Source organism: Pseudomonas sp. GW821-FHT02A11 (assembly GCF_059421985.1).
The window spans coordinates 77502-94866 of record NZ_JBWKWB010000004.1; the positions used below are offsets into that span (position 1 = coordinate 77502).

The 17365-nt window shown below is 59.2% G+C and carries 15 protein-coding genes; 6 read left to right on the forward strand and 9 right to left on the reverse strand.

Annotation, left to right across the window (positions count from 1 at the left end):
• Window positions 1-34: 34 nt before the first annotated feature.
• The 6 genes from purB to cspD all read right to left on the reverse strand — a co-directional run bounded on the left by purB (window position 35) and on the right by cspD (window position 7179).
• Window positions 35-1405 (reverse strand): adenylosuccinate lyase, encoded by a 1371-nt coding sequence (gene purB, locus AC07V9_RS07850; protein WP_495015163.1) that lies wholly within the window; start codon window positions 1403-1405, stop codon window positions 35-37.
• Between the two features lie 131 nt (window positions 1406-1536).
• A complete protein-coding gene (gene hflD, locus AC07V9_RS07855; protein WP_495015164.1) occupies window positions 1537-2157 on the reverse strand; it encodes a high frequency lysogenization protein HflD in 621 nt (206 codons plus the stop codon).
• Complete coding sequence (gene mnmA, locus AC07V9_RS07860; RefSeq protein WP_495015165.1) at window positions 2157-3284, reverse strand: tRNA 2-thiouridine(34) synthase MnmA; 1128 nt, start codon at window positions 3282-3284, stop codon at window positions 2157-2159. Before mnmA ends, hflD begins: the two co-directional genes overlap by 1 nt.
• Window positions 3285-3354: 70 nt before the next feature.
• Entirely contained in the window at window positions 3355-3795 is a 441-nt protein-coding gene (locus tag AC07V9_RS07865) for an NUDIX hydrolase (protein ID WP_495015166.1), read from the reverse strand.
• 235 nt (window positions 3796-4030) lie between these two features.
• Window positions 4031-6256 (reverse strand): NADP-dependent isocitrate dehydrogenase, encoded by a 2226-nt coding sequence (locus AC07V9_RS07870; RefSeq protein WP_495015167.1) that lies wholly within the window; start codon window positions 6254-6256, stop codon window positions 4031-4033.
• 656 nt (window positions 6257-6912) lie between these two features.
• Window positions 6913-7179 (reverse strand): cold shock domain-containing protein CspD, encoded by a 267-nt coding sequence (gene cspD / locus AC07V9_RS07875; protein ID WP_495015168.1) that lies wholly within the window; start codon window positions 7177-7179, stop codon window positions 6913-6915.
• 222 nt (window positions 7180-7401) lie between these two features.
• On the opposite strand from cspD, the gene clpS reads away from it, so the two are divergent.
• Together clpS and clpA are read left to right on the forward strand one after the other, a co-directional pair.
• Complete coding sequence (gene clpS, locus AC07V9_RS07880) at window positions 7402-7764, forward strand: ATP-dependent Clp protease adapter ClpS (protein ID WP_495015169.1); 363 nt, start codon at window positions 7402-7404, stop codon at window positions 7762-7764.
• A 29-nt stretch (window positions 7765-7793) separates the two neighbouring features.
• Window positions 7794-10064, forward strand: a complete 2271-nt coding sequence (gene clpA / locus AC07V9_RS07885; protein WP_495015170.1) for an ATP-dependent Clp protease ATP-binding subunit ClpA — start codon at window positions 7794-7796, stop codon at window positions 10062-10064.
• Between the two features lie 220 nt (window positions 10065-10284).
• Here clpA and infA read toward each other — a convergent pair whose 3' ends face one another.
• The 3 genes from infA to aat form a co-directional block, all read right to left on the reverse strand.
• The gene (infA, locus tag AC07V9_RS07890) at window positions 10285-10503 is read right to left on the reverse strand and encodes a translation initiation factor IF-1 (RefSeq protein ID WP_002553999.1); all 219 of its coding nucleotides are present in this window, start codon (window positions 10501-10503) and stop codon (window positions 10285-10287) included.
• Window positions 10504-10604: 101 nt separating this feature from the next.
• Complete coding sequence (locus AC07V9_RS07895; protein ID WP_495015171.1) at window positions 10605-11312, reverse strand: arginyltransferase; 708 nt, start codon at window positions 11310-11312, stop codon at window positions 10605-10607.
• A 47-nt stretch (window positions 11313-11359) separates the two neighbouring features.
• Window positions 11360-12049 (reverse strand): leucyl/phenylalanyl-tRNA--protein transferase, encoded by a 690-nt coding sequence (gene aat / locus AC07V9_RS07900; RefSeq protein ID WP_495015172.1) that lies wholly within the window; start codon window positions 12047-12049, stop codon window positions 11360-11362.
• 454 nt (window positions 12050-12503) lie between these two features.
• Here aat and AC07V9_RS07905 point away from each other — a divergent pair, with 454 nt between their 5' ends.
• The 4 genes from AC07V9_RS07905 (at window position 12504) to crcB (ending at window position 17351) form a co-directional block, all read left to right on the forward strand.
• Window positions 12504-14912, forward strand: coding sequence for a DNA translocase FtsK (locus AC07V9_RS07905; protein WP_495015173.1), 2409 nt, complete (start codon window positions 12504-12506; stop codon window positions 14910-14912).
• Between the two features lie 75 nt (window positions 14913-14987).
• Window positions 14988-15611, forward strand: a complete 624-nt coding sequence (gene lolA / locus AC07V9_RS07910; protein WP_495015174.1) for an outer membrane lipoprotein periplasmic chaperone LolA — start codon at window positions 14988-14990, stop codon at window positions 15609-15611.
• A 43-nt stretch (window positions 15612-15654) separates the two neighbouring features.
• Window positions 15655-16977, forward strand: coding sequence for a replication-associated recombination protein A (locus tag AC07V9_RS07915; RefSeq protein WP_495015175.1), 1323 nt, complete (start codon window positions 15655-15657; stop codon window positions 16975-16977).
• The gene (crcB, locus tag AC07V9_RS07920) at window positions 16977-17351 is read left to right on the forward strand and encodes a fluoride efflux transporter CrcB (RefSeq protein ID WP_495015176.1); all 375 of its coding nucleotides are present in this window, start codon (window positions 16977-16979) and stop codon (window positions 17349-17351) included. Before AC07V9_RS07915 ends, crcB begins: the two co-directional genes overlap by 1 nt.
• Window positions 17352-17365 lie beyond the last annotated feature (14 nt).

Below are 17365 nucleotides of genomic sequence, written 5' to 3' on the forward strand. Positions count from 1 at the left end.
GCTCAGCCGGGCGTCCAGAGCGTGTGCCGTGCGCTCAGATGCGCTTGGCTTGTGCCACGGCGTTGCCGATGTAGTTGGCCGGAGTGAGCTTTTTCAGCTCGGCGCGGGCCTCGGCAGGCATGTCCAGACCATCGATGAAGGTCAGCAATGCTTCAGGGCTGATGCCCTTGCCGCGCGTCAATTCCTTCAGTTTCTCATACGGGTTTTCGATGTCGTAGCGACGCATGACGGTCTGGATCGGCTCAGCCAGGACTTCCCAGCAGGCGTCCAGGTCGGCAGCGATCTTCTGCTCGTTCAGCTCCAGTTTGCCGATCCCTTTCAGGCTGGCTTCGTAAGCGATCACGCTGTGAGCGAAGCCCACGCCGAGGTTGCGCAATACGGTGGAGTCGGTCAGGTCGCGCTGCCAGCGGGAGATTGGCAGCTTGCTGGCCAGATGCTGGAACAGTGCGTTGGCGATGCCTAGGTTGCCTTCGGAGTTTTCGAAGTCGATCGGGTTGACTTTGTGCGGCATGGTCGAAGAGCCGATTTCGCCCGCGACGGTCTTCTGCTTGAAGTAACCCAGGGAGATGTAACCCCAGATGTCGCGGTCGAAGTCGATCAGGATGGTGTTGTAACGGGCGATCGCATCGAACAGCTCGGCGATGTAGTCGTGCGGCTCGATCTGCGTGGTGTACGGGTTGAAACCCAGGCCCAGCTCGTCTTCGATGAAGGCGCGGGCGTTGGCTTCCCAGTCGATGTCCGGGTAGGCCGACAGGTGCGCGTTGTAGTTGCCGACGGCGCCGTTGATCTTGCCCAGCAGCGGAATGGCGGCGACCTGAGCGATCTGACGCTCCAGACGGTAGACGACGTTGGCCAGCTCTTTACCCAGAGTGGTCGGCGACGCTGGCTGGCCGTGAGTGCGCGACAGCATCGGCACCGCGGCGAAGCGGATCGCCAGTTCGCGAATGGATTCGGCGATCTGACGCATCAACGGCAGCAGCACGGTATCGCGGCCTTCACGCAGCATCAGGGCGTGGGACAGGTTGTTGATGTCTTCGCTGGTGCAGGCAAAGTGGATGAACTCGCTGACCTTGGCCAGTTCCGGCAGCTTCGCGGCCTGCTCCTTGAGCAGGTACTCGATCGCTTTCACGTCGTGGTTGGTGGTGCGCTCGATCTCTTTGACGCGCTCGGCGTGCTCGAGGGCGAAGTCATCGGCCAGTGCATTCAGGATGGCGTTGGCTTCGGCGGAGAACGCCGGGACTTCAGGGACTTGCGGGTGAGCCGCCAGGCGCTGGAGCCAGCGAACCTCGACCAGGGCGCGGAAACGGATCAGACCGTATTCGCTGAAAATGGGGCGCAGGGCCTGGGTTTTACCGGCGTAGCGGCCGTCTACAGGGGAAACCGCAGTGAGCGAAGAAAGCTGCATGGGGTGCTCTCGGACAGTCGGGCTTTGAGAAGGGCGCGTATCATACACGAAAAAACGGCTCAGCCGAGGTCGGTTGGCCGTCCTGGATTGCGCCATGGGTGTTTCCGGGGCTGTTTGCTGGTGTCGGGCAATCAGCCGTGCATCAAGGGATACAGTTCTTTCAATAGCTTGCGACGGCTGATGACCAGTTGCCAGCGATGGCCGCCCACTTGTCGCCAAAGTCGCGCACAGCGAATTCCGGCCAGCAGCAGGGCGCGAATTTTCGAGGCGTTGTTGGGCTGCTGCAGGTTGCGCATGTCGCCGTGGACCTGAATCCGCTGGCGCAATGTGCTCAGGGTGTCCTGATACAGCGCACCGCTGGCGGCGATCACGTTCTCGTGAACGATGCCGAAATGCTCGACCTGGGACTTGATTTGCGGCAGGCGCTTGCCGATGGTGTCGAGCATGTCGTCACGCTTGGACAGCTGGCGCTCCAGGCCCAGCATGGCCAGCGCATAACGCAATGGCTCGCGTTGCAGGGTGCCGGGGTCGCGTTCAAGAGCGCTGGCCAGGGCGCGGTAGCCCTCGCGCAGGTTCAGGTCATCGCCGCCGAATACGTCCAGCGTGTCCCTGGGGTCCATGTTCAACAGGCTGCCGATCAGGCAGCCCACCGCGGCTTCGCCGGCCTGGCCGGTCTTGGCGATGCGGTCCACCAGCACGGCGGCCTGAAACACGCCGCCCAGGGCGGTGAGTTGCTCTTGAATCGGACTCATCAACGAGGGTCCTTGCTGTGCCAGGGTTCGGCGATTTCGATGACGCCACCGCCCAGGCAGATTTCGCCGTCGTAGAACACCACGGACTGACCCGGGGTCACGGCGCGTTGGGGTTCGTCGAAGGTGGCGCGGTAGCCGGTCGCGGTGCGTTCCAGCGTGCAGCTCTGGTCACTCTGGCGATAGCGGACCTTGGCGGTCAGCTGGCGCGGGGTGCTCAGGTCGATCGGATTGACCCAGTAGATGTCCGAGGCGAGCAGGGCGCGGGAGAACAACCACGGGTGGTCGTTGCCCTGGCCGACGATCAGCTCGTTGTTGACCAGATCCTTCTCCAGCACGTACCACGGCTCGTCGCCGGCGTCTTTCAGACCGCCGATGCCCAGGCCCTGACGCTGGCCGATGGTGTGGTACATCAAGCCCGCATGACGGCCGATGACTTCGCCCTGAGTGGTCTTGATCTCGCCCGGTTGCGCAGGCAGGTACTGCTTGAGGAAGTCGGTGAAGCGACGCTCGCCAATGAAGCAGATCCCGGTGGAATCCTTCTTCTTGGCGGTGGCCAGTTCGTACTTCTCGGCGATGGCGCGTACTTGCGGTTTTTCCAGCTCGCCGACCGGGAACAGGGTCTTGGCGATCTGTTCACCCGCGACGGCGTGGAGGAAATAGCTTTGGTCCTTGTTCGGGTCCAGGCCCTTGAGCAGCTCGGTGCGGCCATCAATGTCGCGACGACGCACGTAATGGCCGGTGGCGATCAGGTCGGCGCCGAGCATAAAAGCGTAGTCCAGGAAGGCTTTGAACTTGATCTCGCGGTTGCACAGGATGTCCGGGTTCGGCGTGCGGCCGGCCTTGTACTCTTCGAGGAAGTGCTCGAAGACGTTATCCCAGTACTCGGCGGCAAAGTTCACAGTGTGCAGTTTGATACCGATCCGGTCGCACACGGCCTGGGCGTCCGCGAGGTCGTCCATGGCGGTGCAGTATTCCGTTCCGTCGTCTTCTTCCCAGTTCTTCATGAACAGGCCTTCCACCTGATACCCCTGCTCGATGAGTAGAAGGGCGGAGACCGAAGAATCCACGCCGCCGGACATGCCGACAATGACGCGTTTCTTTTCTGTGTTGGAAGCTGAATCAGACATAGGGTTTCGATGGGTAGTCTGGAAAAGGACGCGATTCTATCAGGGAGTCGACGCCAAGGCTAAAAGCTATTCAGTTGCGCACCACATCCAGGCTGTGGACCGGGCCTGCGAGGTAGTGGTCAAGGCAGTCCAGCACCAGATGGCTGCGCCAGCGATCGGGTTGGCTGGCCAGTTCATCGCGGGTCAGCCACAGGGCGCCATCGATGTCGGAATCCAGCGCACGCTCGGGGTGATGCTTGAGCGGTTTGGCGGCGAAGCACAGGCGCTGGTAGGTCACGCCGTTGCTGGGCGCAGTGTACAGGTAGATGCCAACCACGCCGGTCAGCTCGACGTCCCAGGCGGTTTCTTCAAGGGTTTCGCGAATGGCCGCCTCAAGCAGGGTTTCATTGGCTTCCAGATGGCCGGCAGGCTGATTGAGCACGCGCTTGCCGTGCTTGGTTTCCTCGACGAAGAGAAAGCGACCGTTGTCTTCGACGATAGTGGCGACGGTGATGTGGGGTTGCCAGGTCATGTTGAACTCTTTGGGGTGGGGGCTGATGCCTGATAGTAAAGAGCTGCACATTTTCTGTGGGAGCGAATTCATTCGCGAGAGGCCTTGTCAGCTCATGCATCTCTGTCGGCTGGGCTATTTTTCGCGAATGAATTCGCTCTCACAGATCGTGTTGCCGTGCAAAAAAGAAAACCCCGGCACAAGGCCAGGGCTTTCTTGTTGCGCTCGACGGCCTGAACCGTCGATCCGGCAAGCCTTACTTCAGCGCGTCGATCGCGTCGTTCAGGGTCTTGCTGGGACGCATGGCTTTGCTGGCTAGTTCTGGGGTGGCGAAGTAGTAGCCACCGATGTCCAGAGGCTTGCCCTGTACGGCGTTCAATTCGGCGACGATGGTCGCTTCGTTGTCGGTCAGGGTTTTGGCCAGCTGGGTGAACTTGGCTTGCAGCTCTTTATCTTCGGTCTGAGCGGCCAGGGCCTGAGCCCAGTAGGTCGCCAGGTAGAAGTGGCTGCCGCGGTTGTCGATACCGCCAACCTTACGCGATGGCGACTTGTTGTTGTCCAGGAACTGGCCGGTGGCCTTGTCCAGGGCAGTGGCAAGTACTAATGCTTTCGGGTTGTTGTAGACGTTGCCCAGGTGCTCCAGGGAAGCGGCCAGTGCCAGGAATTCGCCCAGCGAGTCCCAACGCAGGAAGTTCTCTTCGTTGAGCTGCTGAACGTGCTTGGGAGCCGAACCGCCAGCGCCGGTTTCGAACAGACCGCCGCCATTCATCAGCGGAACGATCGAGAGCATCTTGGCGCTTGTGCCCAGTTCCATGATCGGGAACAGGTCGGTCAGGTAGTCACGCAGTACGTTACCGGTGACCGAGATGGTGTCCTTGCCGGCGCGGATGCGCTCCAGGGAGATCTTCATCGCGTCAACGGGCGACTTGATGGTGATGTCCAGGCCGGTGGTATCGTGATCTTTCAGGTACTGCTCGACCTTCTTGATCATCACGGCGTCGTGGGCGCGCTGTGGGTCCAGCCAGAAAATGGCCGGGGTGTTGCTCAGGCGCGAACGGTTGACGGCCAGTTTGACCCAGTCCTGGATCGGCGCGTCCTTGGTCTGGCACATGCGGAAGATGTCGCCAGCTTCGACGTTCTGTTCCATCAGGACCTGACCTTTGTCGTCGGTGACGCGGACCACGCCATCAGCCTCGATCTGGAACGTCTTGTTGTGCGAGCCGTACTCTTCGGCTTTCTGGGCCATCAGGCCAACGTTTGGCACGCTGCCCATGGTGGTCGGATCGAAGGCGCCGTGCTTCTTGCAGTCTTCGATGACAGCCTGGTAGATGGTGGCGTAGCAGCGATCCGGGATCACGGCCTTGGTGTCCTGCAGGACGCCGTCGTTGTTCCACATCTTGCCCGAATCACGAATCATCGCAGGCATCGAGGCGTCGACGATAACGTCGCTCGGCACGTGCAGGTTGGTGATGCCCTTGTCGGAGTTGACCATCGCCAGAGGAGGGCGGGTCGCGTAAACGGCTTTGACGTCCGCTTCGATCTGCGCCTGCTGGTCAGCGGGCAGATCCTTGATGCGGGCGTACAGGTCGCCGATACCGTTGTTCAGGTTGAAGCCGATTTCTTTCAGGACATCAGCGTGCTTCTTCAGCGCGTCCCCATAGTACTCGGCAACGAACTCACCAAACATGATCGGGTCGGAGACCTTCATCATGGTGGCTTTCAGGTGAACGGAAAACAGCACGCCCAGTTTCTTGGCGTCTTCGATCTCTTTGGCCACGAAAGCGCGCAGGGCTTTCTTGCTCATCACGGCGCAGTCGATGATTTCAGCGGCCAGAACCGGAGTCTTTTCTTTCAGAACGGTGGTCTTGCCGTCCTTGCCGATCAGTTCGATCTTCACGGAACCGGCGTTTTCGATCAGCGCGGATTTTTCACTGCCGTAGAAGTCGCCGCTGTCCATATGGGCAACGTGGGACTTGGAGTCTGCTGCCCAGGCACCCATCTTGTGCGGGTGCTTGCGCGCGTAGTTCTTGACCGAGAGCGGTGCGCGGCGATCGGAGTTACCTTCACGCAGAACCGGGTTCACGGCGCTGCCTTTTACCTTGTCGTAGCCCGCCTGGGCTGCCTTGTCGGCTTCGGTGACGACTTCGTCCGGGTAGTTCGGGACGTTGTAGCCCTTGGCTTGCAGCTCCTTGATCGCGGCCTTCAGTTGTGGAACCGAGGCGCTGATGTTCGGCAGCTTGATGATGTTGGCTTCCGGCGTGGTCGCCAGTGTACCCAGCTCTGCCAGATCGTCGGAAACCTTCTTGTCGCCCAGCTGCTCAGGGAAGCTGGCAAGGATACGGGCTGCAAGGGAGATGTCGCGAGTCTCGACGGCGATGTCAGCCGAAGCGGTGAACGCTTCGATGATCGGCAGCAGTGAGTAGGTGGCGAGGGCAGGAGCTTCGTCGGTGAAGGTATAGATGATCTTCGAGCGGTTGGACATTTTCGGGATAACTCTCTTCTTTGCTGAGCGTACACAAAATTTCGAGATGCGCAGGGTAGGCACTTTCGCCCAAGGTATCGATGAGCCGAAAGTCGAGAATTTCGTCGCGTGATATGGGGTACATCAGTCGAGCGTCAAGCGGTTGGATCGCGGTAACGGTCCAGCCTGTCGAGGGCTGAAAGTCTCGTTTCAGATGGCTCGGCCCCCAATGACCCTATGGTCACCGGCGGCGAGTATACCACCGGTCCCGGCCATTAATACGATAGTAGTGTGAACGCTTGACACCCGAGTTGATCGATTCAGCCTCCCGGTCGCTACGACAAAAAATGTTCAAAACCTTGAAGCCCGCGTCTCATGGGGGCTGCGGCAGACTGTCGCAGTCGTTCAAGCGTAGTGAAGGGTGGTTGAACCGCAAGTCGAATTTCGACTAAAGGAGGATTCTTTCAGCAGGCCCCGGAACCGGGAGTGGGGCAGGTGTTCGATGATTGAACGCGCGGAGCCAGAGTAGTGTCTTTGCCGACTCATGAGCTTGCCTGGCCAGGTACCTATATAGAGAGAAGGGAATTGCCTGGGTGATGATCGAGGGGGCACAAAAAAAGCCGGTCAGTCCTTGAGGCATGACCGGCTTTTCAGGTCTCGCGCTTGAACGGTCCGGCTCAGGCGTGATCTTTGCTGTGTTCGTGCTGCTTTTCGGGTTTCGCGCCGAGTGACACTGGATCTACCGGGTTTTTGATATTCACCGCATGGAGGCCTTTTGGCCCTTGAATGATATCGAAAGTGACCGATTGACCAGCCTTCAGCGTTTTGTATCCTTCCATCTGGATGGCTGAGTAATGAGTGAAAAGGTCTTCCGACTTGCCCTCTTCAACGATGAAGCCATACCCCTTGGCGTTGTTGAACCACTTGACCTTACCGCTTGACATAGTCACATCCCTCTGCAAAGGACTCCGATGGGAGTATCATCACCTCTCATCCGCCGGACCTAAAAAATTTTGGTTGACTGCGCGGACCCTTTTTACCCAATGTGGGTTCTATTGTTTGTAACACCGATTAGCCGATAGTCAAGGTCTTGTGGCGGTCCAATCGATAACGTGCATGATCATGACCAATCTATTTAATTTCGTCCCCTGCGAACCTTCTTTACCATGCATGCAATGAGCAAGATTCGACTAACATTCAATCAGGATGACTCGCAGCCCCACGATGACGAGGCGGCAGGCATCGCGGTGCAGGAAGCCAAGCCGACATTGCAGGTGCCACCGATGTACAAGGTGGTTTTATTTAACGATGACTACACCCCGATGGATTTTGTTGTCGAAGTGCTGGAGGTGTTTTTCAACCTGAATCGTGAGCTGGCGACCAAGGTCATGCTGGCCGTCCATACAGAGGGACGGGCAGTCTGCGGATTGTTTACCCGCGACATCGCCGAGACAAAGGCAATGCAGGTCAACCAATACGCCAGGGAAAGCCAGCATCCGCTACTCTGTGAGATCGAGAAGGACGGTTAACGCCGGACACTTGGGTATGAGGTGAAGCTATGTTAAACCGTGAGCTCGAAGTCACCCTCAATTTGGCTTTCAAGGAGGCCCGTTCCAAACGTCATGAATTCATGACCGTGGAGCACCTTCTGCTGGCCCTATTGGACAATGAGGCTGCCGCCACTGTTCTGCGTGCCTGCGGCGCAAACCTCGACAAACTCAAACACGACCTTCAGGAGTTCATCGACTCCACCACGCCGCTGATCCCCGTACACGATGAGGATCGCGAGACCCAGCCAACCCTGGGCTTCCAGCGCGTGCTTCAACGTGCCGTGTTCCATGTGCAGAGTTCCGGCAAGCGTGAAGTCACCGGCGCGAACGTGCTGGTGGCGATTTTCAGTGAGCAGGAAAGCCAGGCTGTGTTTCTGCTCAAGCAGCAGAGCGTGGCCCGCATCGATGTCGTCAACTATATCGCTCACGGTATTTCCAAGGTGCCGGGGCATGGCGATCACTCTGAAGGTGAGCAAGATATGCAGGATGACGAGGGCGGCGAGTCTTCTTCTTCGGGCAATCCTCTGGATGCCTATGCCAGCAACCTGAATGAACTGGCTCGTCAGGGCCGCATCGATCCTCTGGTTGGCCGTGAGTTGGAAGTCGAGCGTGTCGCTCAGATTCTCGCGCGCCGTCGCAAGAACAACCCGCTGCTGGTCGGTGAGGCCGGTGTCGGTAAAACCGCCATCGCCGAAGGCTTGGCCAAGCGCATCGTCGACAACCAGGTGCCGGACCTGCTGGCTAACAGCGTCGTCTACTCCCTGGATCTCGGTGCTCTGCTGGCCGGTACCAAATACCGTGGCGATTTCGAGAAGCGCTTCAAGGCGTTGCTCGGCGAGCTGAAAAAGCGCCCACACGCCATTCTGTTCATCGACGAAATCCACACCATTATCGGTGCGGGCGCTGCGTCGGGCGGGGTGATGGACGCGTCCAACCTGCTCAAGCCGCTGCTGTCTTCGGGTGATATCCGTTGCATCGGTTCCACCACCTTCCAGGAATTTCGCGGCATCTTCGAAAAAGACCGTGCCCTGGCCCGTCGCTTCCAGAAAGTCGACGTGTCCGAGCCTTCCGTTGAAGACACCATTGGCATTCTGCGAGGCCTAAAAGGTCGTTTCGAGCAGCATCACAACATCGAGTACAGCGATGAGGCCCTGCGTGCGGCGGCTGAGCTGGCCTCGCGCTACATCAATGATCGTCACATGCCCGACAAGGCTATTGACGTGATCGACGAGGCGGGTGCCTTCCAGCGCCTGCAGCCGGTCGAGTCGCGGGTCAAGCGTATAGAAGTCCCTCAGGTCGAAGACATTGTCGCGAAAATCGCGCGGATTCCGCCAAAGCACGTCAACAGCTCCGACAAGGAACTGCTGCGTAATCTGGAACGTGACCTCAAGCTGACCGTATTCGGTCAGGATGCGGCCATCGATTCGCTGTCCACCGCGATCAAGCTGTCCCGCGCCGGGCTCAAATCCCCTGACAAACCTGTCGGTTCGTTCCTGTTTGCCGGTCCAACCGGTGTCGGTAAAACCGAGGCGGCACGTCAGCTGGCCAAGGCGCTGGGTATCGAGCTGGTGCGTTTCGACATGTCCGAGTACATGGAGCGTCACACCGTTTCGCGTCTGATCGGTGCTCCGCCTGGCTATGTCGGTTTCGATCAGGGCGGTCTGTTGACCGAAGCCATCACCAAGCAACCGCACTGCGTGCTGCTGCTCGATGAGATTGAAAAAGCGCATCCTGAAGTCTTCAACCTGCTGCTGCAGGTAATGGACCACGGCACCTTGACCGACAACAACGGCCGCAAGGCGGACTTCCGCAATGTGATCGTGATCATGACCACCAACGCCGGTGCTGAAACCGCGGCGCGTGCTTCGATCGGCTTCACCCATCAGGACCACTCGTCTGATGCGATGGAAGTCATCAAAAAGAGCTTCACGCCGGAATTCCGCAACCGCCTGGACACCATCATTCAATTTGGTCGCCTCAGCCATGAGGTCATCAAAAGCGTGGTGGACAAGTTCCTCACCGAACTTCAGGCGCAACTGGAAGACAAGCGGGTGCTGTTGGAGGTCTCCGATGCCGCCAGAAGTTACCTGGCCGAAGGTGGCTACGACGCGGCAATGGGCGCTCGCCCAATGGCGCGGTTGATTCAGGACAAGATCAAGCGTCCGCTGGCCGAGGAGATTCTTTTCGGCGAGTTGTCCGAGCATGGCGGTGTTGTACACATCGACTACAAGGACGGCGAGATTACGTTCGATTACGAGACTACGGCGGAAATGGCCTGACGTTTCATTGCGATACAGCAAAAAGGCGCCGATTCAGGCGCCTTTTTGTTGCCTGCAAAAAACTGTAGGAGCGCGCTTGCCCGCGATGGCGTCGTATCAGTCAATGCATACATATCAGGAAGTCCGTAATCGCGGGCAAGCGCGCTCCTACAAAGGATGCTGTGTTTAAGTTTGCCAACAAAAACGCCCGGCATGTGCCGGGCGTTTTTGTTATGACCTGTTAGCGCGCGCGGTAAGTGATGCGCCCTTTGCTCAGGTCATACGGCGTCAGCTCAACGCGGACCTTGTCGCCGGTAAGAATACGAATGTAGTTCTTGCGCATCTTGCCGGAGATGTGCGCGGTTACGACGTGCCCATTTTCCAACTCCACACGGAACATGGTGTTGGGCAGGGTGTCGACGACAGTGCCTTCCATTTCGAAGCTGTCTTCTTTCGACATGCAGTAAAGCCCTCGGTATCCAATGAATGGCCCGGTGCAAACGGCAGCCAGGCAAAAGCGGGCTGCATTGTGCCCGAAAAATGAGGGTCAAGCCAAGGGATTCAGTAAAGAGTGACCCATCTTTGATTAGTCAGCAGCTCAATGGGGCGATATTGGGTCTTGTAGTTCATCTTTTTGCAGTTCTTGATCCAGTAACCCAGGTAGACGGCGTGCAGTTGCAGGCGGGCCGCTTCGGCGATCTGCCAGAGGATGGCATAACGGCCAAGGCTTCGGCGTTCTTCGGACGGCTCATAGAAGGTATACACCGCCGACAGGCCGTTGGGCAGCAAGTCGGTCACGGCCACTGCAAGCAGGCGCCCCTCGAGGCGAAATTCGTAAAATCGCGAAAAAGGCAGGTCGCGGACGAGAAATGTCGAGAACTGGTCGCGACTCGGCGGATACATGTCTCCGTCCGCGTGGCGTTGTTCAATATAACGCTGGTACAGGTCGAAATATTCTTCGCTGAAATGCGGCTTGGCGCTGGAGACTTCGATATCGGCGTTTTTCTTGAAGATGCGCTTTTGCTGACGATCAGGGACGAAGAGTCCTACTGGAATACGCGCAGGCACGCAGGCGCTGCAATTCTGGCAGTGCGGGCGATAGAGATGATCGCCACTGCGTCGAAACCCCATGTCGGAAAGGTCGGCGTAGACCTGCACATCCATCGGCTGGCTGGGATCGAGAAACAGCGTGGTGGCTTGTTCCTCGGGCAGGTAGCTGCAGGAGTGGGGTTGAGTGGCATAAAACTTAAGCCGCGCCAGCTCGGTCATGATCAACCCTCGAGAAAAACTTTACGTAAGAGTGTATGCCAGGCCAATCAAACTCGCCTAGGTAACCAGTCGGCGGAATTTGTCAGATCCAGGTGTTTGTTCAAGTAGTCCGCAAAGGTGTGTCGAGGGATCGAGCGAGCGCCCAGGCTTTGCAGGTGCTGCGTCGGCATCTGGCAGTCGATCAGTACGAAACCCCAGTGTTTGAGGTGCTGGACGAGCGTGGCAAAACCGACCTTGGACGCGTTGTCGGCGCGGCTGAACATCGACTCGCCGAAAAACAGCTGCCCCATGGCCAGGCCGTACAGGCCGCCCACCAGTTCGCCCTCATCCCAGACCTCAACGCTGTGAGCAAAGCCGCGGGCATGCAGCTCTATGTACGCCGACTGCATGGAACCGGTGATCCAAGTGCCGTCAGTGTAGGCGCGCGGCTCGGCGCAGGCGCGTATCACGGCGGGAAAATCCTGATCGAACGTCACCTGGTAGCGTTGCTGGCGCAGGAGTTTTCCCAGGCTGCGGGAAACATGAAGCTCATCGGGGAACAGCACCGTGCGCGGGTCCGGCGACCACCAGAGAATCGGCTGGCCTTGCTGATACCAGGGAAAACAGCCGTGACGATAAGCCCGGATCAATCGATCAGCCGACAGATCGCCGCCTCCGGCCAGAAGGCCGTTGGGCTCGCGCATGGCTTTTTCCAGTGGCGGAAATTCGAGTGTGTCGCGTTGTAACCAGGTCAGCATGGCGTTCCGATCGTGCGAGAGGGGAGGGGAGTGCTCAGGCCCGTGCAACTACGGCCCGGGAATGCGGTCACACGCGGTTGACCGGCACTGGATTGCGTAAGGTGAGGCAAATTCTTTCCGTTCAGGGCAGTCATGGCCATTCGACACTTCTGTAATGCGGGATAAACATGTCATAAGCCTTTGTCAGCAAAGAAAATGCATGCTCAAATCGGCCATTGCGATCGACGCTTGAAGATCGGCTAGGTCCACGCCAGACTATCGTGGCGTGCAGCGTGCAAATCCGTACAATGCCCGACGTTGTTTAACCTCATTTCAAGTCGCCTGTCGAGCGTGTATTCAACGCCATCGTGTCAGGGAACGGTCTGCGCTTTCCAGTCGATGCAGCCGTATGCCAATGCAGTCGTATATAGTCAACCATCAGATGTTCGCGCCAACGCGCAGGAATTGAAGCGTTTTGAAGAAATCCACCGCAGCACCCAGCCCCGTTCCGCTCTGGCGGCAGCATTTGCACTACCGGCTCAAGGAAGGTGCGCTGATCGCATTCGGCTTCCTGTGCCTGTACCTGATCATGGCCCTGTTGACCTACGATCAGACCGACCCGGGCTGGAGCCACACCAGCAGCTCCGTGCAGGTGCAAAACGCCGCAGGCCGCGCCGGCGCATTCGCCGCCGACATCCTGTTCATGGTTCTGGGCTACTTCGCCTATATCTTCCCGATCCTCTTGGGCGTCAAGGCCTACCAGGTGTTCCGCCAGCGGCACGAGCCGTGGCAATGGAGCGGCTGGCTGTTCTCCTGGCGCATGATCGGCCTGGTGTTCCTGGTGCTGGCCGGCGCTGCACTGGCGCATCTGCATTTCCACTCGATGTCCGGGTTGCCGGGTTCTGCCGGTGGCGTTCTGGGCGAGGTCCTGGGGGATCTGGCCAAGCGCGCACTGAACGTTCAGGGCAGCACCTTGCTGTTCATCGCGCTGTTCCTGTTTGGCCTGACGGTGTTCACTGACTTGTCCTGGTTCAAGGTCATGGACACCACCGGCAAGATCACTTTGGACCTCTTCGAGCTGTTCCAGGGCGCGATCAACCGCTGGTGGACCGAGCGCAACGAGCGCAAGCAGATGGTCGCCCAGCTGCGTGAAGTCGACATGCGCGTCGATGAGGTCGTCGCCCCTGTTGTGCCGGACCGTCGCGAACAGGCCAAGGCTAAGGAGCGCCTGATCGAACGCGAACAGGCCCTGAGCGAGCACATGGTTGCCCGCGAGAAGCACATCCCCGCCGTCATCGCACCCGCTCCGGCCAGACCGCCCGAGCCGAGCAAGCGCGTGCAAAAAGAGAAACAGGTGCCGTTGTTCGTCGACAGCGCCGTTGAAGGCACCTTGCCGCCGATCTCGATTCTCGACCCGGCCGAAAAGAAACAGCTCAACTATTCGCCTGAGTCCTTGGCCGCAGTGGGGCATCTGCTGGAAATCAAGCTCAAGGAATTCGGCGTCGAGGTCAGTGTGGACTCGATCCATCCGGGCCCGGTCATTACCCGATACGAAATCCAGCCGGCCGCAGGCGTCAAGGTCAGCCGCATCGCCAACCTGGCCAAAGACCTTGCGCGATCCCTGGCCGTGACCAGCGTTCGTGTGGTCGAGGTGATTCCAGGCAAGACCACTGTCGGTATCGAGATCCCCAACGAAGACCGCCAGATCGTGCGCTTCTCCGAGGTGCTGTCGACTCCGGAATACGACAACTTCAAATCGCCGGTCACCCTGGCGCTGGGCCACGACATCGGCGGCAAGCCGATCATCACCGACCTCGCCAAGATGCCGCACCTTCTGGTAGCCGGTACCACCGGTTCCGGTAAGTCGGTGGGTGTGAACGCGATGATCCTGTCGATCCTGTTCAAGTCCGGCCCCGAAGACGCCAAGCTGATCATGATCGACCCGAAAATGCTCGAGCTGTCGATCTACGAAGGCATTCCGCACCTGCTCTGCCCGGTGGTGACCGACATGAAGGACGCGGCCAACGCCCTGCGCTGGTCGGTGGCCGAGATGGAGCGTCGCTACAAGCTGATGGCCAAGATGGGCGTGCGTAACCTGTCGGGCTTCAACCACAAAATCAAGGAAGCGGAAGAGGCCGGCACGCCGATCGCCGACCCGCTGTATCACCGCGAAAGCATTCACGACGAAGCGCCGCTGCTGACCAAGCTGCCGACCATCGTTGTGGTCGTCGACGAATTTGCCGACATGATGATGATCGTTGGCAAGAAGGTCGAAGAGCTGATCGCCCGTATCGCGCAGAAGGCTCGTGCGGCAGGTATCCACCTGATTCTCGCGACCCAGCGTCCTTCGGTCGACGTGATCACCGGTCTGATCAAGGCCAACATTCCGACCCGCATGGCGTTCCAGGTGTCGAGCAAGATCGACTCACGCACCATCATCGATCAGGGCGGTGCCGAACAGCTGCTCGGCCACGGCGACATGCTCTACATGCCGCCGGGCACCAGTCTGCCGATTCGTGTTCACGGCGCGTTCGTGTCCGACGACGAGGTTCACCGCGTCGTCGAAGCCTGGAAATTGCGCGGCACGCCGCAATACAACGACGATATTCTCAATGGCGTCGAAGAGGCTGGCAGCGGCTTCGACGGTGGCGGCAGCGGTGGTGGCGACGGCGATGACGCCGAAACCGACGCGCTGTATGACGAGGCGGTCAATTTCGTGCTGGAAAGCCGTCGCGCGTCCATTTCGGCCGTGCAGCGCAAACTCAAGATTGGTTACAACCGCGCCGCGCGCATGATCGAAGCCATGGAAATGGCCGGCGTCGTGACTGCGATGAACACCAACGGCTCGCGGGAAGTGATTGCGCCAGCCCCCATGCGTGACTGACACTTCACCCATTACGTGTGACCGGATGGCGCCTGCGGGCGCCGTCCGTCTTAATTGACCCCAAAGAGGACTCCCATGCGTCTTATCCGCATGTTGTTGGTATCTGCACTGGCTTTTTCCGCTATCCCGGCCCACGCCGACAGCAAGGACGTGGCGCGCCTGACCCAACTGCTGGAAAACTCCAAGACCCTCAGCGGCCGTTTTTCCCAGCTGACCCTGGACGGCGGCGGCACGCAGCTGCAGGAAACCTCCGGCGAGATGACCCTGCAGCGCCCGGGTCTGTTCTACTGGCACACTGACGCGCCGCAAGAGCAACTGATGGTTTCCGATGGCAAGAAAGTCTCGCTGTGGGACCCGGACCTGGAACAGGTCACCATCAAGACCCTTGACCAGCGCCTGACGCAGACCCCGGCGTTGCTGCTGTCCGGTGACGTCTCGAAGATCAGCGAAAGCTTCGACATCACCGCCAAGGAAGCGGGCGGCGTGATCGACTTCGTGCTCAAGCCCAAATCCAAGGACACCCTGTTCGACAACCTGCGTCTGTCGTTCCGTAACGGCATGATCAACGACATGCAGTTGATCGACAGCGTCGGTCAGCGCACCAATATCCTGTTCACCGGCGTCAAGGCCAACGAGCCTGTCGCGGCGAGCAAATTCCAGTTCCAGATTCCGAAGGGCGCTGACGTTATTCAGGAATAAGCGTCTGCAGCGTCTTTAGGAACACAAGGTAAGAGCGTCATTGATGGACCTGTTCAGCAGTGAACCGATTGCCCAGCCGTTGGCCGCCCGTTTGCGGGCGACCAATCTGGATGAGTACGTCGGTCAACAGCACTTGCTCGCCCATGGCAAGCCCTTGCGTGAGGCGCTGGAGCAGGGCGCGTTGCACTCGATGATCTTCTGGGGGCCGCCGGGCGTGGGTAAAACCACGCTGGCGCGGCTGCTGGCCAAGGTCTCGGATGCGCACTTCGAAACCGTTTCTGCGGTGCTGGCCGGGGTGAAAGAAATCCGTCAGGCCGTCGAGGTCGCCAAACAACAGGCCGGCCAATACGGCCGCCGAACCATCCTGTTCGTGGACGAAGTGCATCGCTTCAACAAGTCGCAGCAGGATGCGTTTCTGCCCTACGTCGAAGACGGCACGCTGATATTCATCGGTGCGACCACCGAAAACCCGTCGTTCGAACTCAACAACGCCTTGTTGTCCCGCGCTCGGGTTTATGTGCTGAAAAGCCTCGACGAAGCGGCGCTGCGTCAGTTGGTGGATCGTGCGCTCACTGAAGAACGCGGCTTGGGCAAGCGTCATCTGAGCTTGGGCGACGAGGCTTTCAAGACCCTGCTGGCCGCTGCCGACGGCGATGGCCGGCGGATGCTCAACCTTTTGGAAAATGCCTCGGACCTGGCTGAAGACGGCAGCGAGATCGGGCCCGAATTGCTGCAAAGCTTGCTGGGCGACAGTCGGCGGCGTTTCGACAAGGGTGGCGAGGCGTTCTACGACCAGATTTCCGCGCTGCACAAATCCATTCGCGGCTCCAACCCCGACGCGGCGCTGTACTGGTTTGCGCGGATGATCGATGGCGGCTGCGATCCCCTCTATCTGGCGCGCCGCGTGGTGCGCATGGCCAGTGAGGACATCGGTAATGCCGACCCTCGCGCGCTGCCGTTGTGCATGTCCGCCTGGGATGTGCAGGAACGTCTGGGCAGCCCGGAAGGCGAGTTGGCCGTTGCGCAAGCCATCGTCTATCTGGCCTGCGCGCCGAAGAGCAACGCGGTGTACATGGGTTTCAAGATGGCCATGCGCGAAGCCACCGAGCACGGTTCGCTGGAGGTGCCGCTGCACTTGCGCAACGCGCCGACCAAATTGATGAAGCAACTGGGCTATGGCGAGGAATACCGCTATGCCCACGACGAACCGGATGCCTATGCGGCAGGTGAAGACTACTTCCCTGACGAGCTGGAACCGCGTCAGTATTACCAGCCGGTTCCTCGGGGCCTCGAGCTGAAAATCGGCGAAAAGCTCAAACATCTGGCCGCGCTCGACCGCGCCAGTCCTCGTCAGCGGAGAAAATAGTGATTCAGTTGATTCTTGCTGTGTCGGTTGGTGGCGTGGCTGGTACATTATTGCGCTTTGCCACCTCCAACGTCGTTGCCGCGAACTGGCCTCGCTACTTCTACACCGCGACATTGGCGGTCAATCTGGTGGGCTGTCTGCTCATCGGCTTTCTGTACGGGCTGTTTCTGATTCGCCCGGAGGTGCCGATCGAGTTGCGCGCCGGTTTGATGGTGGGATTTCTAGGTGGCTTGACCACGTTTTCGTCGTTCTCGCTGGACACGATACGTCTGCTGGAAAGTGGTCAGGCGCCATTGGCCATTGGTTACGCGTTGATCAGCGTACTCGGCGGGCTGCTCGCCACCTGGGCTGGCTTGTCGCTAACCCGAATTTAATAGACCCGAATAGA